Below are 17,531 nucleotides of genomic sequence, written 5' to 3' on the forward strand. Positions count from 1 at the left end.
GCGATGTGCATGCAACTCTCTCGACAGCAAGACGCCGTGCTCAGCGCACGATCCCGCGCGTGGCTTGGATCAGAAAGCCCTGCATCAGCGCGATGTCGGCGTCGGCCTCGGGCACTTCGCCACGCAGCGCGTCGATCTGTTGGCGGGCGGCGTCCAGCGTCAGCCCTTTGCGGTACAACAAACGGTACATCTGCTTGACCAGCGCAATGCGCTCGGACGTGAAGCCACGCCGGCGCAGACCCTCGGCGTTGATGCTCTGCGCCTCGGCCGGGTTGCCGCCCGCGGTGACGAAGGGTGGCACGTCCTGCGCCAGACGCGACTGAAACGCCGTCATCGCGTGGGCGCCGACGCGCACGAACTGGTGCACCCCAGTCAGGCCGCCCAGAAAGACCCAGTCTCCCAGGTGCACGTGCCCGGCCAGTTGCACCGAGTTGGCCAGGATGATGTGGTCGCCCAGTTGGCAGTCGTGGGCGACGTGCACGTAGGCCATGATCCAGTTGTCGTTGCCAACGCGGGTGACGCCAGCGTCCTGCACCGTGCCGGTGTTGATGGTGACGAATTCGCGGATCGTGTTGCCGTCACCGATCTCCAGGCGTGTGGGTTCACCCGCGTATTTCTTGTCCTGAGGGGCCGCGCCCAGGCTGGCGAACTGGAAGACGCGGTTGCCCTGCCCCAGCGTGGTGTGTCCCTCGATCACGCAATGCGGGCCGATATGGCAAGCCGCCCCAATGCGCACATGCGGGCCGATGACCGAATAGGCGCCTACCTCGACGTCGTCCGCCAGTTCGGCAGCGGGGTCGATCAGCGCCGTGGGATGAATGCGCGCCAAATCAGCGCTCCTTGCAGGTCACCGTCAGAAAGCTGCGGCCCTCATGGTCCGCGCCAAGCCCTGGCGCTGCCGCAGACAGGTGTCCAGCGCCTTGGCTCATACCACCTTGCGCATGGTGCACATGATCACGGCTTCGGCCGCCATCTCGCCGTCCACCGACGCGGTGCAGTTGTACCGATAGATGCCGCCGCGCACGCGCTCGAGTGCACCGTCCAGAATCAACTGGTCGCCCGGTTCCACTGGGCGCTTGAAGCGCGCGCCATCGACCCCTACGAAGTAGAAGACGGACTCGTCGTCCAGGGACAGGCCGGTTACCTCGAATGACAGCAATGCGCACGCTTGTGCCAGCGCCTCTAGCATCAAAACGCCCGGGAACACCGGGCGTTTGGGGAAGTGGCCAGTAAAGCAGGGTTCGTTGACCGTCACATTCTTGAGCGCCCGGATCGTCTTGGCTTCCAGGTCGATGTTCAACACGCGATCGACCAGCAGAAACGGATAGCGATGCGGCAGCTTGGTCAGGATGTGGTGGATATCCATCATGGCAGTATGCTCTATATTTGATAGCTACTCGCGCTTGCCCAACAAGCGCTGCAGGCTTATTTGTCTTCAGAGTCGGCCAATTGCCGTTCGAGATGCTTGATGCGCTCGCGCAGACGATGCAGCTGCCGGAGCGTCGCGGCATTCTTTTCCCACTCGCCATTCTCGTCGATCGGAAAGAAGCCGGTATAGTGCCCGGGCTTGAGTATCGAACGCGACACCAGCGAGCCTGCCGATACGTGCACGTGGTCGGCAATGCTCAGGTGGCCTGCGATCATGCCGGCACCACCGACCGTGCAATAGGCGCCGATGCGAGCGCTGCCCGCTACGCCCACGCATCCGGCCATCGCGGTGTGCTTGCCGACGTGCGTGTTGTGGCCGATCTGGATCAGGTTGTCGAGCTTGACGCCATCGTCGATCACCGTATCGTCCAGCGCGCCACGATCGATGCAGGTATTGGCGCCGATCTCGACGTCGTCACCGATGCGCACGGCACCCAACTGTTCAATCTTGACCCAGGTGCCTTCGTGGCCCGCAAAGCCAAAGCCGTCGCCACCGATAACGGCGCCGCTTTGCACCAGGCAGCGCGCGCCCAGCACGCAATCTTCGCCAATCGTGACGCGCTCCTTGACGACGGTCTCCGCGCCAATGCGCGCGCCACGGCCGACGAAGCTGAGGGCGCCGATGCTGGCGCTGGGATCGACGAAAGCACCCTCCTCCACCACCGCACTCGGGTGAATGCGCGGCCGCGCCGCGCCCTGATGGAGACGGCGCCACATTTGTGTCAGCCGCGCGAAATAAAGGTGGGGATCGTCGACGACGATGCAGTCGCCGCGCTGGCGAGCGCTCTCGGCCAAGACGGGAGACACGATGACGCAGCCGGCCTGGGTGGTATCCAGCAGATGCGCCAAGCGGGCGTTGGCCAGGAAGCTCAACTCCGTCGATCCGGCACTTTCGAGCGGCGCCAAGCGGGTGATGTGGCGATCCGGATCGCCGAACAACTCGCCGCCGAGGGATTGGACAATGGCTCCGGCTCGCAGGGTCACGTCACGATCAGGCAAAAGGAAAACAACTGAACAGGCCGCGCAGGCCGGTTCACTTGGCGCCGTTCAGCGCCTTGATCACCTTGTCGGTGATATCCAGCTTGGGATTGATGTAGACCGCCTCCTGCAGGATGACGTCGTACTTCTCCGCCTCGGCCACCTGCTTGACCACGCGATTGGCGCGGTCAAGGATCTGCTGCAGCTCTTCCTGCTTGCGGGAATTGAGGTCTTCCTGGAACTCACGGCGCTTGCGCTGGAACTCGCGGTCCTGGTCCATCAACTGGCGCTGGCGGGAAGCGCGCGCGCTCTCGGCCATGGTGGGCGCCTCGCGTTCGAAGCGTTCGGATGCTGTCTTGAGGGCGCTGCCGGCGTCGTCGATTTCCTTCTCGCGGCGCGAGAATTCCTGCTCAAGCTTGGTCTGGGCCGCCTTGGCCGAAGAGGCCTCGCGCAACATGCGGTCGGTGTTCACGAAGCCAATGCGCACGCCGTCTTGCGCCATGGCCACCGGGCTCAGCACCGTGGCGCAGGTGAGCACCAGTGCCATCAGGCCATAAGAAAGATACTGCTTCAAAACGAAGTTCCGATCTGGAATTGGAAACGTTGGATTCTATCGCCGGGCTTCTTGCGCAACGGCACCGCAAAGGCAAAGCGCAGCGGGCCCAAAGGCGAAATCCAGCTGAAGCCGATACCGGTGGAATACCGAAGCGCATCGCCGGTGATCTTTTCGCCATCGCCATACAGCGCGCCGATGTCAAAGAAGCCGAACAAGCGCAGCGTGCGGTCGTTGCCGGCGCCCGGGAATGGCGTGATGAACTCTGTGTTGAGCGTGAACTTGCGCGTACCGCCAATGAATGCGCCGGTCACGTCGCGCGGACCCAGTGTGGACTGCTCATAGCCCCGCACGGAGCCCAGGCCACCAGAGTAGAAGTTCTTGAACACCGGGAACGGCCGGCCACCCAGGCCCTTGCCCCAGCCTGCCTCACCGTTGAAGGCCAGCGTGTACTGTTTGCTGAGCGGGATGTACTGCTGGTATTGGTAATTGGCCTTGACGTAGCGCGCGTCACCCAGCAAGCCGAGTTCACCCAGGACACGCTGGTAGCGCCCGGAAGTTGGCGCCAGCGCGCTGTCACGCGAATCGCGCGACCAGCCCAGGGTGAACGGGAACGAAGTGCTCGTATAGCCGAACTTGTTGGCATACGCCAGGTACGAGGCCGGAATGTTGGTGCCCGGCTTGATGCGCGTGCGCTCGGCGTTGATGCCGAGGTAGACGGTGTCGATCTCGGTGATAGGCACACCGAATTTCAGGCCTGCGCCCATCGTGACCAGGGTGTAGTTGCCACCCTGATCCTGATAGGGCTTCTGCGTCTTGTAATACAGGTCGACCGTGCGCGACACCCCGTTGGCCGTGAAGTACGGGTCGGTGGTACTGACCACCACGGTACGGTTGAACTTGCCGGTGTTGAGCTGCAGATCCAGACGGTTGCCGGAGCCGAACACGTTTTCCTGCGCCAGACCAAAGGTGAACGACAGTTTCTCGGCGGAAGAGTAACCCGCGCCAATCGAGATGTTGCCGGTGGGCTTTTCCTTGACTTCGACGTTGAGGTCCACTTGGTCCGGCGCGCCCGGCACCTCGGCCGACGTGACCGACAGCTCAGTGAAATAGCCCAGGCGGTCCACCCGGTCGCGGGACAGCCGAATGCGGTCAGCGTCGTACCAGGACGACTCGAACTGACGGAACTCGCGTCGGATGACTTCGTCGCGGGTGCGGGTGTTACCCTGCACGTTGATGCGGCGCACGTAGGCACGGCGGCCCGGCTCGGCTTTCAGCGTGAGCGCCACGCGATTGTTGGTGCGATCTACTTCGGGCACGGCCTCGACCTGCGCGAAGGCATAGCCGTAGTTGCCGAAGTGCTCGGTGAAGGCCTTTGTCGTTTCGGCGACCTGATCGGCGTTGTAAGCCTCGCCTGGTTTGATGGTGATGAGCGACTTGAACTCATCGTCCTTTTCCAGGAAGTTGCCTTGCAGCGCTACGCCAGACACCGCGAACCGATCGCCTTCCGTCACGTTGACGGTGACCGAGATGGACTCCTTGTCGGGCGACATGGCAACCTGAGTCGAATCGATCTTGAAATCCAGATAACCGCGCGCCAGATAGAACGAGCGCAACGCCTCCAGATCGGCGTTCAACTTGGTGCGCGAATACTGGTCGGTCTTGGTGTACCAGGCCAACCAACCACCGGTATCAAGCTCGAACAGATCCTTGAGTTGACCGTCGGAGAACGCATGGTTGCCCAGGATTTCAATGTCCTTGATGCGCGCGGCCCGGCCTTCGGTGATGTTGAAGGTCAGGCGAACCTGATTGCGCTCCATCGGCGTGACGGTGGTCACGACTTCGGCGCCATAAAGGCTCTTGTTGATGTACTGGCGCTTGAGTTCCTGCTCGATGCGGTCGACCAGGGCTCGGTCATAAGGTCGGCCTGACGACAACCCGGCATCGCGCAGCACCCCCTGCAGGACTTCGTTGCTGAACTCCTTGTTGCCGGCGAAATCGACTGCAGCGACCGTGGGTCGCTCCTGCACGATCACCACCAGCACATCACCGCTGACATCCAGGCGCACGTCGGTGAACAACCCCAGGCCAAAAAGGGCACGAATGGCGGCTGAACCCTTTTCGTCGTTGTAGGTCTCACCCACTCGCACGGGCAGCGAGGCGAATACGGTGCCCGGTTCGACACGCTGCAGGCCTTCCACACGGATGTCGCGCACGGTGAATGGGTCCACCGCCCAGGCCATTTGCGACGCGAGTGCCAGGGTGACGAGCGAGGTCACGGAGCGCAGGCGGAATCGTTGAGCGATTGACTTCATGGATGCACTGTTTGACGTGACCTGCAGGTCACAAAGGTTCTAGCCTAGGCGCTGGGTGATGTCGTTGAACATCGCAATGGCCATCATGGACAGCAGCAGGAACATGCCCACGTATTGGAGCCGTTCGAGCCACACACCCTCCACTGGCTTGCCCGTGACCGCCTCCCAAAGATAATACATCAGGTGCCCCCCATCGAGGACCGGCACCGGCAGCAGATTCAGCACGCCCAGGCTCACGCTGATGAAGGCCAGAAAGCCTAAGTAGTACGTCAACCCAAGGGCCGCGGACTTGCCTGCGTAGTCGGCGATCGCGATCGGACCGCTGAGGTTCTTCAGCGACAACTCGCCTACCAACATGCGCCCCAGCAGCCGCAGCGACAGCGTGGACACTTCCCAGACACGCACGACCCCCGACCAAAGCCCCTGAACGGGCCCCTGGCGCACCGTGACCATGGCAGGCGCCGAGCCCACCAAAGCCCCGATGCGACCGATGCGCGTGCCTTTGTCGTCGACCGCGTCAGGCTGCACGCGCACCGTGCGGGTTTCGCCTGCGCGCACGATGTGCCAATCTGTCGCCGCAGGAGCGCTCGCCCGACCAGTGGCCCGGATCCATTCGCGCAGTTGCTGACCATCGGCCACGGCCATCGCACCGACCCGAACCACGCGGTCCCCGGCCTGCAAGCCTGCGCGGGCCGCCGCGCCGCCTGCCATGACCTCGCCAATCACGGGCTCCGTCAGCGGCGACACCAGACCGATGGCGCGGAACAACTGCGCGTCCGGGTCCTTGCGCTCCAGCGTCGACAGCGGCAGGCGGACTTCACGGGCTGACCCGTCGCCGCCGCGTGCCACTTGCAGCAGCACATCCTGGCCATCCAATGCACCACGTGTCAGTACCCAGCGCAGGGTTTCGAACGAGGCGATAGGCTCCAACTCGTCACCGTCCAGCGCGGCGGCGCGAACCAATTCGCCACCCTGCAGTCCCGCCGCCTGCGCCAGCGATCCGGCCACTGGCGGCGACAGCACTGCACGCGGTTCGTCCACACCCACCCAGTTGACGAGCGCATACAGCAACACGGCCAACACCAAGTTGGCCACAGGCCCGGCTGCCACGATCAGCGCGCGTGTCGACAGCGGCTGGGTGTTGAATGCCATCGGGCGATCTGCTTCGGCGACCTCGCCTTCGCGCTCATCCAGCATCTTGACGTAGCCGCCAAAAGGAATGGCCCCGACAACGAATTCCGTGTCCTGCCCTGGGCGCTGCTTCTTGGGTTTGAAGCGCGCGATGGTCTTGCCGAAACCCACTGAGAAGCGCAGCACTTTCACGCCGCGCGCCACCGCCATGCGGTAGTGGCCCCACTCATGGATGGCGATCAGCACGCCAAGGGCCACCACAAAAGCCAGCAAAGTCATCAGCATGGGTCTAGGGTCCGTGACGCAAGCGAAAGTTCAGGCAGACAGCCGGTCAACCACCTGCCCCGCGGCGGCACGCGCTCGGCCGTCCAGCGCCAGCAACGCTTCCAGACCATCAGGCCCTTCGGGCAACACGGCGTCGAGCGTGGCGCGGTTGACCTGGTGGATCTGATCGAAACGAATCTGACGCCCGAGAAAAGCCGCCACCGCCACCTCATTGGCGGCATTCAGCACGGCGCACGACCCCGACGCAGCGCGAAGCGATTCCCAAGCCAGCGCCAACCCCGGAAAGCGCGCCTGATGCCCATCGCTGTCGATGGGCTCGAAGCTCAGGCCTTGCAGCGCGTGAAAATCGAGCGGCGCAGCGCCAGAGGTCATGCGTTCCGGCCACGACAGCCCATAGGCGATCGGGACGCGCATGTCGGGCGTGCCGAGTTGCGCGACGACCGAAGTGTCCTTGTACTGCACCATCGAGTGAATGACGCTCTGCGGGTGAATCACCACGTCAAGCTGGTCCGGGCTGATGCCAAACAGGTAGCGCGCCTCGATCACCTCCAGCGCCTTGTTCATCATCGTGGCCGAATCGACCGAAATCTTGCGCCCCATGACCCAGTTGGGGTGCGCGCAGGCTTCTTCCGGCGTCACCGCCGTGAGCGTCTCGACCGCCCGTGTGCGGAACGGGCCGCCGGAGGCCGTCAGGATGATCTTGTCGATGCGCGCGGGCCAGCTCGCCGGGTCGTCTGGCAGCGACTGGAAGATGGCCGAATGCTCGCTGTCGATCGGCAGCAGGGTGGCTCCGCCTTCGCGCACCGCGCGCAGGAACACGTCGCCGCCGACGACCAGCGCTTCCTTGTTGGCAAGCAGCAGGCGCTTGCCCGCGCGCGCGGCAGCCAGGCAGGGTGCCAATCCCGCAGCACCCACGATGGCCGCCATGACAGTATCCACTTCGTCAGCGCATGCTATTTTTTCAATAGCTTTCTGCGCACACTCCACCTGCGTCGACAGCCCTTTTTGCTTGATTTTTTCCGCCAGCTGCGCAGCGTGTTCCGCACTTGCCATGGCGACCACCCGCGGACGGAATCGCTCACATTGCGCCAACAAGGCATCCACCTGGGTGGCCGCCGTCAAGGCCACCACCTCAAACCGGTCGGGGTGGCGTGCCACGACATCCAGTGTGTTGGTGCCGATCGACCCTGTCGATCCCAGCACCGCGAGCCGTTGCCTGCTCATGCGCCGCCCTGCCCCACAGTGATCAACATCATGGCCAGCGGCAGCGTTGGCAGCAGGGCATCGATGCGATCCAGAACGCCACCATGGCCAGGCAACAACTGGCTTGAGTCCTTCATGCCCGCGCTCCGCTTGACCAGCGATTCAATCAGGTCGCCCACCACGCTCATGGCCGCCAGGAACAACGATGCCAACACCAGAAACCACGGGCCGACGGCGTACAACCGGCTGTAGAGACTGAGCGAATCGGTGTGGTAGGTGCGGTCTACCCAGACCCACACGACGCCCACGATGAGCACCCCCAGCATTCCGCCCCAGACGCCTTCCCAACTCTTGCCCGGGCTGATGGCCGGCGCCAGCTTTCGCCCGCCAGACAGCTTGCCGCCCAACGCGCGACCAAAGAAATAGGCGAACACGTCGGCCGCCCACACCAGCATGAACACCGAGAGCAGGAAGTTCACACCCACCGTGCGCGCTTGCGCCATGGCCAGCCAGGCGACGCACAGCGCGAACACACCAATGGCCCAGCGCACCCCGCGCGGCCACTGCGGCCAGCCCGGTACGCTGCGCTGCAGCAGCCATGCACCGCCCGATACCCAGGCTGCCCCCGCGGCCAACCACAACCCCGGCAGCGGACGTTGCACGGCGCCCTGCCACCAGAACGTGGCACACAACAGCGCGCACAGCCCGCCGCTGACTAAGGCGCCCGCACCTCCTACGCCATTCAGGCGGGCCCACTCCCATGCCGCAGCGGCAATGGCCACCAAGGACAACACGATGAACGGCACTGGCGATGTCGCAAACAGCGCCGGCAACAGGATCGCCATCAGCACCAGGGCAGTGATCACACGTTGACGCAGCATTCGAATTGCCTCCTGCGCTCAGCCGGCCGCTTGCGCAACCTGGGCGGACGTTCTGCCGAAGCGCCGCTCGCGCGCGGCATATGCCGCGAACGCCTCATCCAACGCGGCCTCGTCAAAGTCTGGCCAGAGCTTGTCGCTGAAGAACAACTCGCTGTAAGCGCATTGCCACAGCAGGAAGTTGCTGATGCGCTGCTCACCACCGGTGCGAATCAGCAGGTCGGGATCGGGCACGTGCGAGAGCGCCATCGCACGGCTGAGCGCGGCTTCCGTGATCGGCTCACCCCGAGCGGCAGCCTGCGCTGCCGCCTGCGCGATGTCCCAGCGGCCGCCATAGTTGAAGCAGACGTTGAGCACCATGCCGCTGTTGCCTGCTGTGGCTGCCTCACCTGAGGCCAGGCTCTGCTGCATGCGCGGCGACAGAGAAGCGCGCTCGCCGACAAAGCGCATGCATATGCCGGCCCGCTGTAGCTCCGGGACCTCCTTTGCGAGAGCCTTACCCATCAGCTCCATCAGGCCACTGACCTCGTCTTCTGGGCGGCTCCAGTTCTCGGACGAGAACGCGAACACGGTCAGAACACGTACGCCGCGTTCGGCGCAGGCACGAATGCAACGGCGCAGGGATTCAACTCCCTGCCGGTGACCGGCAATGCGGGGCAGCAGACACTTCTTAGCCCAGCGACCATTGCCATCCATGACGATGGCGACGTGGTGAGGTGCTGTCGACGTTGCCGCCGCCGTGAATCGGGCCATCGCCATGGGCGCGCTGAGGTGGTCCATTCGAAGCCAGGGCTTCAGACCTCCATGATGTCCTTTTCCTTCGCATTGACCAAGGCATCGATCTCGGCGATGTGCATGTCCGTGGCCTTCTGAATCTCGGCCTCCGATCGTTTCTGATCGTCTTCCGTGGCCTCCTTGTCCTTCACCATGCGCTTGATCGAGTCGTTGGCGTCACGGCGCAGGTTGCGCACGGCGATCTTGGCATTCTCGCCCTCCGCACGGACGATCTTGGTCATTTCCTTGCGGCGCTCTTCGCTCATCGGCGGCATCGGCACGCGGATCAGGTCACCCATACTGGCCGGGTTCAGGCCCAGATCGCTCTCGCGAATCGCTTTTTCGATCTTGGCACCCATGCCCTTTTCCCAAGGTTGCACGCTGATCGTGCGCGCATCGATGAGCGCAACGTTGGCGACTTGCGACAGGGGCACATTGTTGCCGTAGTACTCGACGTGAATGGTGTCGAGCAGCGCCGGATTGGCACGGCCGGTACGGATTTTGGTGAGATTGTTCTTAAAGGCAGCGATGGACTGATCCATCTTGCCTTTCGTGGTCGATTTGATCTCTGCAATCGTCATGTCAGTATCTCCAATCGCGCATTATTGCCCGCGCAAGTGTTGGAAGGCTCAGTTGCCGAGCCGAGCATAGGAGAGTGTTAACGGAACCGGCCAACTGCATGCCCATCCACTCTCCGCCAGAGAAACGTCAGGCGTGCACCAGGGTACCTTCATCGCCGCCCAGGATCACGCTCTTGAGCGCGCCGGGCTTGAAGATCGAGAACACCTTGATCGGCAGTTTCTGGTCGCGGCACAGCGCAAAGGCGGTGGCGTCCATGATGCCCAGGTTGCGGCTCATGGCTTCGTCGAAGCTCAGTTCGGCGTAGCGCGTGGCCTTCGGGTCTTTCTTAGGGTCGGCCGTATAAACACCGTCCACCTTGGTTGCCTTCAGCACCAGCTCGGCGCCGATCTCAGCACCGCGCAGCGCAGCGGCGGTGTCGGTCGTGAAGAACGGGTTGCCCGTGCCTGCGGCAAACACGACCACCTTGTCTTCTTCAAGGTACTGCAGCGCCTTCGGCCGCACGTAAGGCTCGACCACCTGTTCGATGGCGATGGCGGACATCACGCGCGCCGTCATGCCGTGCTTGTTCATCGCGTCGGCCAGGGCCAGCGCGTTCATCACGGTGGCCAGCATGCCCATGTAGTCGGCGGTGGCGCGGTCCATTCCGGCCGAGCCGCCCGCCACGCCGCGGAAGATGTTGCCGCCGCCGATCACCACCGCCACCTGCACGCCCATGCGCGTCACCTCGGCGATCTCGTCCACGATGCGCTCGATGGTCGCGCGGTTGATGCCGAACGCGTCATCGCCCATCAGGGCTTCGCCGGAGAGCTTGAGCAGGATGCGCTTGTGAACAGGTTTCGCTTTGGTCATGGTCAAGCTCCGTGGCTGGGGTGAATCGGTGGGTGCGGAATCGGCTGAACGTCGGCGGCGCACTCCTCAACAGGTGAACCGCCGATGGGCGTGGATCAGGCCTTGCCTTGGGCGGCGGCGACCTGTGCGGCCACTTCGGCGGCAAAGTCGTCGGCCTTCTTCTCGATGCCCTCGCCCACCACGTAGAGGGTGAAGCCGGTCACGGTCGTGCCCTTTTCCTTCAACATCTGCTCGACCGACTGCTTGTCGTTCTTGACGAACGGCTGGTTGAACAGCGAAACCTCTTTCAGGTATTTCTGCACCGAACCTTCGATCATCTTGGCGGCGATGTCAGCCGGCTTGCCGGATTCGGCAGCCTTGGCGGTGGCGACGCTGCGCTCTTTCTCGATCATCTCGGCCGGCACGTCGGCGCTGGTCAGCGCGACGGGCTTCATGGCAGCCACGTGCATGGCCACGTCTTTGGCGGCGGCTTCGTCGCCCTGGTACTCGACCAGCACGCCGATGCGGGTGCCGTGCACATAGCTGGCGACCTTGCCGGCCTTGCGCACGAAGCGGCGGAAGCTCATATTCTCGCCGATCTTGCCGATCAGGCCGACGCGAACGTCTTCCAGCGTCGGGCCAAAGCCGTCTTGCTCGTAGGCGATGGCGCCCAGCGCAGCAATATCGGCAGGGTTTTTCTCGGCGGCCAGTTTGGCTGCAGCCTGAGCCATGGCCAGGAACATGTCGTTCTTGGTCACGAAGTCGGTCTCGCAGTTGACTTCGATCATCGCGCCTGTGTCGCCTGCCACGTAGGCGGAGATCACGCCCTCTGCCGTCACGCGGCTGGCGGCCTTGCCGGCCTTGGTGCCCAGCTTGACGCGCAGCAGCTCTTCGGCCTTGGCCATGTCGCCATCGGCCTCGGTCAGGGCTTTCTTGCACTCCATCATGGGTGCATCGGTCTTGGCGCGCAGTTCGGCGACCATGCTTGCGGTGATTGCTGCCATTGGGTTTCTCCGTCGGTTCTGTTCAGTGGGTGGCGCCGCGGGCGGCGCCAAAAAAATCGGCTTACGAAAAAAGGGGCTTGCGGCCCCTTTGTAGCGCCACGGCATGACGCTCGGGCGTCATCGCGGCAGGAGGCGAAATGCTCAGGCGGAAGCCTGGCCTTCCTCGACCTCGACGAACTCGTCGTCGCCCTCGGCCTGCACGGCCTTGACAACGTCATTCACGGCATTGGCCTTGCCTTCGAGCACAGCGTCGGCCATGCCGCGGGCGTACAGCGTCACGGCCTTGGCCGAGTCGTCGTTGCCCGGAATCACGTAGTCGATGCCGTCAGGGTTGTGGTTGGAGTCCACAACGCCGATCAGCGGGATGCCCAGCTTCTGCGCTTCGGACACGGCGATCTTGTGGAAGCCCACGTCGATCACGAAAATGGCGTCCGGCAGGGCATTCATGTCCTGAATGCCACCGATGTCGCGCTCGAGCTTCTCCATCTCGCGCGAGAACATGAGCTGCTCTTTCTTGCTCATGCTGTCCAGACCAGCTTCCTGCTGGGCCTTCATGTCCTTCAGACGCTTGATCGACGTCTTGACGGTCTTGAAGTTGGTCAGCATGCCGCCGAGCCAGCGCTGCTCGACGTACGGCATGCCGCAGCGGCGCGCTTCTTCGGCGACGATTTCGCGGGCCTGACGCTTGGTGCCTACAAACAGGATCGTGCCGCGCTTGGCCGCCAGTTGCTTGGCGAACTTCTGCGCTTCCTGGAACATCGGAAGCGACTTTTCCAGGTTGATGATGTGAATCTTGTTGCGATGGCCGAAAATGAACGGGGCCATCTTGGGGTTCCAGAAGCGCGTCTGGTGACCGAAGTGGACACCGGCTTCCAGCATTTCACGCATGGTGACGGACATGGGGATACCTTCTCAAGGTTGGGTCTGAAATCCAGCCCGCTCATTGCCCGCGTGCGCCGCATGGCGGCTTGCAGACAACACCTCGTGGGGCTGGTTTGCGATTTGTCCTGCCGGGGCGATACGCCACTGGTTACAGCAGCATCCCGTACTCGGCAAAACCTGCGGATTCTAGCACGCCCGCTCCTGTCGGATCGCCTCTCACCCGCGGCCTGCGGCATGATCGACGCCCCTGCCCGATGCATCCCGCACCGGGCGGCGACCCGAATTTCTCTATGATCCCGGGGGCCGCCGTTACCCCCATTGGGGGACGAGCCAAGCCATCTCCGTAGTTCCCACCGAGCAGTTTCCCTCCATGAAGATCGCGATCCTTGGCGCCGGCATTGTCGGCGTCACCACGGCCTATGAGCTCGCGTGCGACGGGCACGAGGTCACCGTGATCGAGCGCCACGCCAGCGTGGCCGAAGGCTCCAGTTTTGCCAACGCTGGCGTGGTTGCGCCGGGCTACGTCGCCCCCTGGGCCGCGCCGGGCATGCCGACCAAGGTGCTGCGCCACCTGCTGGCGCGCCACGCGCCGGTGCGCGTCAGCCGCCCGCTCGCCGCAGCCGACGTGGTCTGGATGCGTCAGTGGCTGCGCGCGTGCGACCCCGCCGCCTACGCCGCCAACCGCACGCGCATGCTGCGCCTGGCGTTTTACAGCCGGCGCCGGCTGCACGAAGTGGCCAGCCGCATGGCCTACGAATTCGACCGCGGCCAAGGCTACATGGTGCTGCTGCGCGGCGAAAAAGAACGCCAGATGGCCCAGCCGGGCATGAAGCTGCTGCGCGAATTGGGCGTGGCCTTCCATGAAATCACCGGCGCCGAAGCGCGCCAGATCGAGCCCGCGCTGAACCCCGACACCCCCCTGGCGGCCGCCATCTTCCTGCCCGAGGACGAGGTCGGCAACTGCCGCCAGTTCGCCGTGATCCTGCGCGACGCAGCCGAGCAGCTGGGCGTCCATTTTGCATTCAATACAACCGTAGCCCGCATTGATCCTGCGCAACCAGCTACGCTTTATGTAGCAAATGACGCCACCCCTCACCACTTCGACGCTCTCGTCGTCTGCACCGGCGTGCAGTCGCCCGAGCTATTGGCCCCGCTCGGCATCCGCCTACCCATGCGGCCGGTGTACGGCTATTCGGTCAGCGCGCACGTGCCCGAGCCCGTCCTTGCCCCGCGCAGCGGCGTGATGGACGAGCGCTACAAAGTCGCCATCTGCCGCATGGGCCAGCGCGTGCGCGTCGCCGGCTCGGCCGAGATCGGCGGCCAACCCGGCGTGAACAACCCGCGCGCGCTGGACACGCTGTACAAAGTGCTGTCCGACTGGTTCCCCTCCGCCGGTCGCCTGTCCAAAGGCGTGCAAGTCTGGAAAGGCGCGCGCCCCATGCTGCCCGACGGCCCGCCCCTCATCGGCGCCAGCGGGCGACCGGGCCTGTGGCTCAACCTCGGCCACGGCTCCAGCGGCTGGGCCCTGTCGTGCGGCAGCGCACGCCTGCTGGCAGACCAGATCGGCGGGCGTGCACCGGAAATTGACGCGGAAGGTTTTGGCGTTGAACGCCTGCGCTGACGCGCCCTGATCCGTGCTGACGGGCCTTCGCCCCGCGCTGTCGACACCCGCCGCTCAGCCGCCCGGCAACGCCCTGGCGATCGCATGGTCCCGCGCCGCGCGCGCCAACAGCCGAGTCGAATCCAGCGTTGGCAGCGCCGAGTTGCCGTCGTTCAACACCAGCGGCAGCTCGGTGCAGCCCAGCACCACCGCGTCACAACCGCGCGCGGCCAGCGACGCGATGAGGGCCTGCAGCTTCGCGACGCTGTCGGCCTGACAGCGGCCGTACACCAGCTCGTCCATGATGATGCGGCCCATGGCTTGGCGCTCCGGTTCGCGCGGCCGCAGCCACGCCAAACCTTGCGCTTCCAACGCCTGGGGATAAACCTCGCTGGCCACCAACCAGGCGGTCCCGGTGATGCCCACCCTCCGGTAGCCGCGTGCCGCCGCCTCACGCGCCACCTCATGCGCAATGTGCAGCCAAGGCAAAGGCGTTGCGGCCTGCACGAGGTCGAAGGCCTGATGGATGGTGTTGTCCGGGCAGATCAGGAAGTCCGCCCCCGCTGCCTGCAAACGCCGGGCCGAATCCAGCATCAACTCAGCAATCTCGGCCCTGTCGCCACGCTCCAGACATTCGACATACCGGTGCAGCGACGGTGTGTGCATCGATACCTGCGGATGCCGGTGGGCGCCCAAGCGCTGCGCGCCTTCCGCGCACAAGGTGCGGTAACAAAGGGCCGCGCCTTCGGCGGAGCAGCCGACGATGCCGATGTGCAGTGGCTGGGTCACCTGCTCCATCCTGGTGTTTGCACCGCCCCCCTGTCAACTCTGAGTTGACAGGCCTACACCCAAATCGGCCTCAAAAAAAAAAAAAGCAAACACTTCATAAATTATTCAAGGGCTATTTGGGAAGGAACTTACTTCAACAGTGCCCTGTGGAGCAGCAAAGTCAATAAGCCGCCCCACCCCGTCATAGAAGCTCAAATCAAAAAGCGATATTCCGAGATACCCGCAATATCTCTCAATCATTTCTGGAGTCAGGCGATCTTTGATTCTTCGCTCGCGATAAGAACCAAACTCTTCAAATGGGAGGGGCTCTCCATGCTCGCGAAACTCCCACTTACTCTCCCTATGCGCAGCCACGGACCTCGTTGGAAAATCATAGTACGGTGCCTCTGGCGTCCCCAGATTTACCAAAGCCGTCCCGTTTCTGTAAGAGAACTGCATAGAGCCCAAACTATCAGGTCCATCGACCACCATCACAATCGCAATTGAGCGCACCTTGAGAGTTCGCGTTAGATATCTTGGCAAGGAACCAGTGTCTGTCCCCGGAATTCCATTACTAAGATAGAGCGCCCAATTTGACTTGGTCCCCGAAACCAGCATTCTATTCTCTGCATTCGTCAAGGGCAGCAATTTCCTTAACTTACTCTCAAGCGGGCCATCAACGTTTTCTATTTGCACCTCGCCTTTTCTATCGGTCCGCGACAACAAGTCTAGCCTGTGACTATATATTAGATCAGCCACTTCAATTGGCGAGGCATCAAAAAAAACCATATGCGTAGTCGTTGGCGCATATTTATATCTAAAAAAATCGACATCTCTCATTAATTCACTCGCTTCAAAATTACGATAATACTCGGATCGTTATTCAGAGCTCGAGCCGCATGAGCAGCCCCCCGATTTGATTTATCCGTATCATATTCTATAACGATGCGCCGACCGTCTGGCAAAGTTCCTTGCACATCTGGCTTATTGATGCCCACTCGAACGTTATTCCCATTGATATGCTGTTGATTTATTCTAATTTCACGAACGCCCATACGCTCAAGCATCGCAACATCTGCTCGCATAACAGCATTTTGCGTTGGACTCTTGCCCACCACCCGATCCTCGAGATCCAGGCGTTGCGGCGATACGGGAGACACTTCGACATCTTGCGGCAATCTTGCACCGAGCGCCCTCCCGCTTCCGATAATTACCTCGTCACGCGGCCCCGTTGCCAGGAGATCAATAATTTCCCTCGTCTGGGGCGCCGCCGCACTCGGTAGGGGCCTGGATGGACTGGAGCCAGCACTGGGTTGAAAGTCCGCCACCTCAATGATGCGTCTACCGGGTGAACCTACCCCGAGCCGATCTCGACCGACGATTCCATTGATCATCATCGCCATTCCGACATTCATGCCAGCTCTGGCGTCCGCTCCGAACCCGGCCTCGGACGGAATGGTGCCGGCTTGTCGGGCAAAGTCAGCCGCGATTTTCATTGCAAGGTCTGCACGCCTTGCTTCCAAACTTCCTGGCGCAAGCCCCGAGAGCACGTACCCGTCCATGGAATTTAGAGTGTCTGCGTAGGTATCAAAAGCTCGCAACACCTCAATCTGATCAGCCGGGCTAAGCTCCGGGAATCGTTCAATCGCCAATTGGTTGTATAGACCTGCCCTTGTTAATTTGTTTCCCGGCTGCTCCAAAATCGCTTCGATCCGCGCCAACTCCCCTTGCGCAACCTCGGAGGTCGCAGTATTGCCAGCCACAGCGCTATCGGCCCACGACAGGCTCCCGCCTGTCGGCTGCGTGCGATCGGGGCGCAGATCGTTACCCACCCCCTCGTTTGCTTCTGGATCTGAGGGATCGTTCTCGAATCCAACCTCGTCGAACCCATCGTCGAAGGGTGCAGATTCGGAACCAACACTCAAGTCGAGGTACTCATCGAGGGCAGCTTGCCGGTCAGCCCAGAACGCCATCTCCGCTTCGCTCGGGAGGTCGCCGCCGGCTACGACAGCAGACGCGCCGCCTACTGAACCCGCTGACTCTTCTCCCGCTGCAGGTCTCGCGCCGACAGGCTCCTCACCCTGCGTCGACACCGGGCCAGGGTATTCGTCTTGTGTCTGCTCATCGACTGACTCGCCTTGCGGATCATGAGGTTCGCTCACGGCGTCTTGAGTTGCGGCTCCCGCATGAATCAGACCTCCAAGGAAATCGCTGGCGAAGCCGCTGGCCGGATCATCCGTACCAACAATGCGCATAGCACTGCCTACCGCACGATTGAGCAGCCGCAAGGCGCTTGTTGTCACCGGGTCAATGCCCGTCATG

At 62.8% G+C, this 17,531-nt stretch carries 17 protein-coding genes; 1 reads left to right on the top strand and 16 read right to left on the bottom strand.

What is annotated here, in order from left to right:
- Positions 1-40 precede the first annotated feature (40 nt).
- The 13 genes from lpxA to rpsB form a co-directional block, all read right to left on the bottom strand.
- A complete protein-coding gene (gene lpxA / locus FVQ98_RS11125) occupies positions 41-829 on the bottom strand; it encodes an acyl-ACP--UDP-N-acetylglucosamine O-acyltransferase (RefSeq protein ID WP_147913511.1) in 789 nt (262 codons plus the stop codon).
- Positions 830-925: 96 nt separating this feature from the next.
- On the bottom strand, positions 926-1,369 hold the full coding sequence (fabZ, locus tag FVQ98_RS11130; RefSeq protein WP_147913512.1) for a 3-hydroxyacyl-ACP dehydratase FabZ: 444 nt from the start codon (positions 1,367-1,369) through the stop codon (positions 926-928).
- Between the two features lie 56 nt (positions 1,370-1,425).
- Positions 1,426-2,412 (bottom strand): UDP-3-O-(3-hydroxymyristoyl)glucosamine N-acyltransferase, encoded by a 987-nt coding sequence (gene lpxD, locus FVQ98_RS11135; protein ID WP_147913513.1) that lies wholly within the window; start codon positions 2,410-2,412, stop codon positions 1,426-1,428.
- A 49-nt stretch (positions 2,413-2,461) separates the two neighbouring features.
- Positions 2,462-2,908 carry an OmpH/Skp family outer membrane protein gene (locus FVQ98_RS11140; RefSeq protein ID WP_370512949.1) on the bottom strand — a complete coding sequence of 149 codons (447 nt, stop codon included), beginning with the start codon at positions 2,906-2,908 and terminating at the stop codon, positions 2,462-2,464.
- A gap of 68 nt (positions 2,909-2,976) precedes the next feature.
- Positions 2,977-5,274, bottom strand: a complete 2,298-nt coding sequence (gene bamA, locus FVQ98_RS11145; RefSeq protein ID WP_147913515.1) for an outer membrane protein assembly factor BamA — start codon at positions 5,272-5,274, stop codon at positions 2,977-2,979.
- A gap of 39 nt (positions 5,275-5,313) precedes the next feature.
- Positions 5,314-6,690 (bottom strand): RIP metalloprotease RseP, encoded by a 1,377-nt coding sequence (rseP, locus tag FVQ98_RS11150; protein ID WP_147913516.1) that lies wholly within the window; start codon positions 6,688-6,690, stop codon positions 5,314-5,316.
- A 30-nt stretch (positions 6,691-6,720) separates the two neighbouring features.
- The gene (locus FVQ98_RS11155) at positions 6,721-7,914 is read right to left on the bottom strand and encodes a 1-deoxy-D-xylulose-5-phosphate reductoisomerase (RefSeq protein ID WP_147913517.1); all 1,194 of its coding nucleotides are present in this window, start codon (positions 7,912-7,914) and stop codon (positions 6,721-6,723) included.
- Positions 7,911-8,774 (bottom strand): phosphatidate cytidylyltransferase, encoded by an 864-nt coding sequence (locus FVQ98_RS11160; RefSeq protein ID WP_147913518.1) that lies wholly within the window; start codon positions 8,772-8,774, stop codon positions 7,911-7,913. The genes FVQ98_RS11155 and FVQ98_RS11160 overlap by 4 nt, the downstream gene beginning before the upstream one ends.
- Positions 8,775-8,792: 18 nt before the next feature.
- Positions 8,793-9,551: a polyprenyl diphosphate synthase gene (gene uppS, locus FVQ98_RS11165; RefSeq protein WP_147913519.1), complete on the bottom strand. Its 759-nt coding sequence runs from the start codon at positions 9,549-9,551 to the stop codon at positions 8,793-8,795.
- A 14-nt stretch (positions 9,552-9,565) separates the two neighbouring features.
- Entirely contained in the window at positions 9,566-10,126 is a 561-nt protein-coding gene (gene frr / locus FVQ98_RS11170) for a ribosome recycling factor (protein ID WP_147913520.1), read from the bottom strand.
- Between the two features lie 127 nt (positions 10,127-10,253).
- Entirely contained in the window at positions 10,254-10,976 is a 723-nt protein-coding gene (gene pyrH, locus FVQ98_RS11175; protein WP_147913521.1) for a UMP kinase, read from the bottom strand.
- Positions 10,977-11,071: 95 nt separating this feature from the next.
- A complete protein-coding gene (gene tsf / locus FVQ98_RS11180; RefSeq protein ID WP_147913522.1) occupies positions 11,072-11,959 on the bottom strand; it encodes a translation elongation factor Ts in 888 nt (295 codons plus the stop codon).
- Positions 11,960-12,100: 141 nt separating this feature from the next.
- Complete coding sequence (gene rpsB, locus FVQ98_RS11185; protein ID WP_147913523.1) at positions 12,101-12,859, bottom strand: 30S ribosomal protein S2; 759 nt, start codon at positions 12,857-12,859, stop codon at positions 12,101-12,103.
- Between the two features lie 352 nt (positions 12,860-13,211).
- Here rpsB and FVQ98_RS11190 point away from each other — a divergent pair, with 352 nt between their 5' ends.
- Positions 13,212-14,462, top strand: coding sequence for a D-amino acid dehydrogenase (locus FVQ98_RS11190; RefSeq protein ID WP_147913524.1), 1,251 nt, complete (start codon positions 13,212-13,214; stop codon positions 14,460-14,462).
- 54 nt (positions 14,463-14,516) lie between these two features.
- Here the strand turns inward: FVQ98_RS11190 and FVQ98_RS11195 are convergent, their stop codons facing one another.
- From FVQ98_RS11195 to FVQ98_RS19675, 3 genes are all read right to left on the bottom strand, one after another.
- Entirely contained in the window at positions 14,517-15,230 is a 714-nt protein-coding gene (locus FVQ98_RS11195) for an aspartate/glutamate racemase family protein (protein WP_255507737.1), read from the bottom strand.
- 105 nt (positions 15,231-15,335) lie between these two features.
- Positions 15,336-16,049 carry a hypothetical protein gene (locus FVQ98_RS11200; protein ID WP_147913526.1) on the bottom strand — a complete coding sequence of 238 codons (714 nt, stop codon included), beginning with the start codon at positions 16,047-16,049 and terminating at the stop codon, positions 15,336-15,338.
- A partial coding sequence (locus FVQ98_RS19675; RefSeq protein WP_187265705.1) for a hypothetical protein occupies positions 16,049-17,531 on the bottom strand: 1,483 nt, incomplete at its 5' end. The genes FVQ98_RS11200 and FVQ98_RS19675, both read right to left, overlap by 1 nt.

The sequence above is a fragment of the Ottowia flava genome (assembly GCF_008017535.1).
Classification (GTDB): domain Bacteria; phylum Pseudomonadota; class Gammaproteobacteria; order Burkholderiales; family Burkholderiaceae_C; genus Ottowia; species Ottowia flava.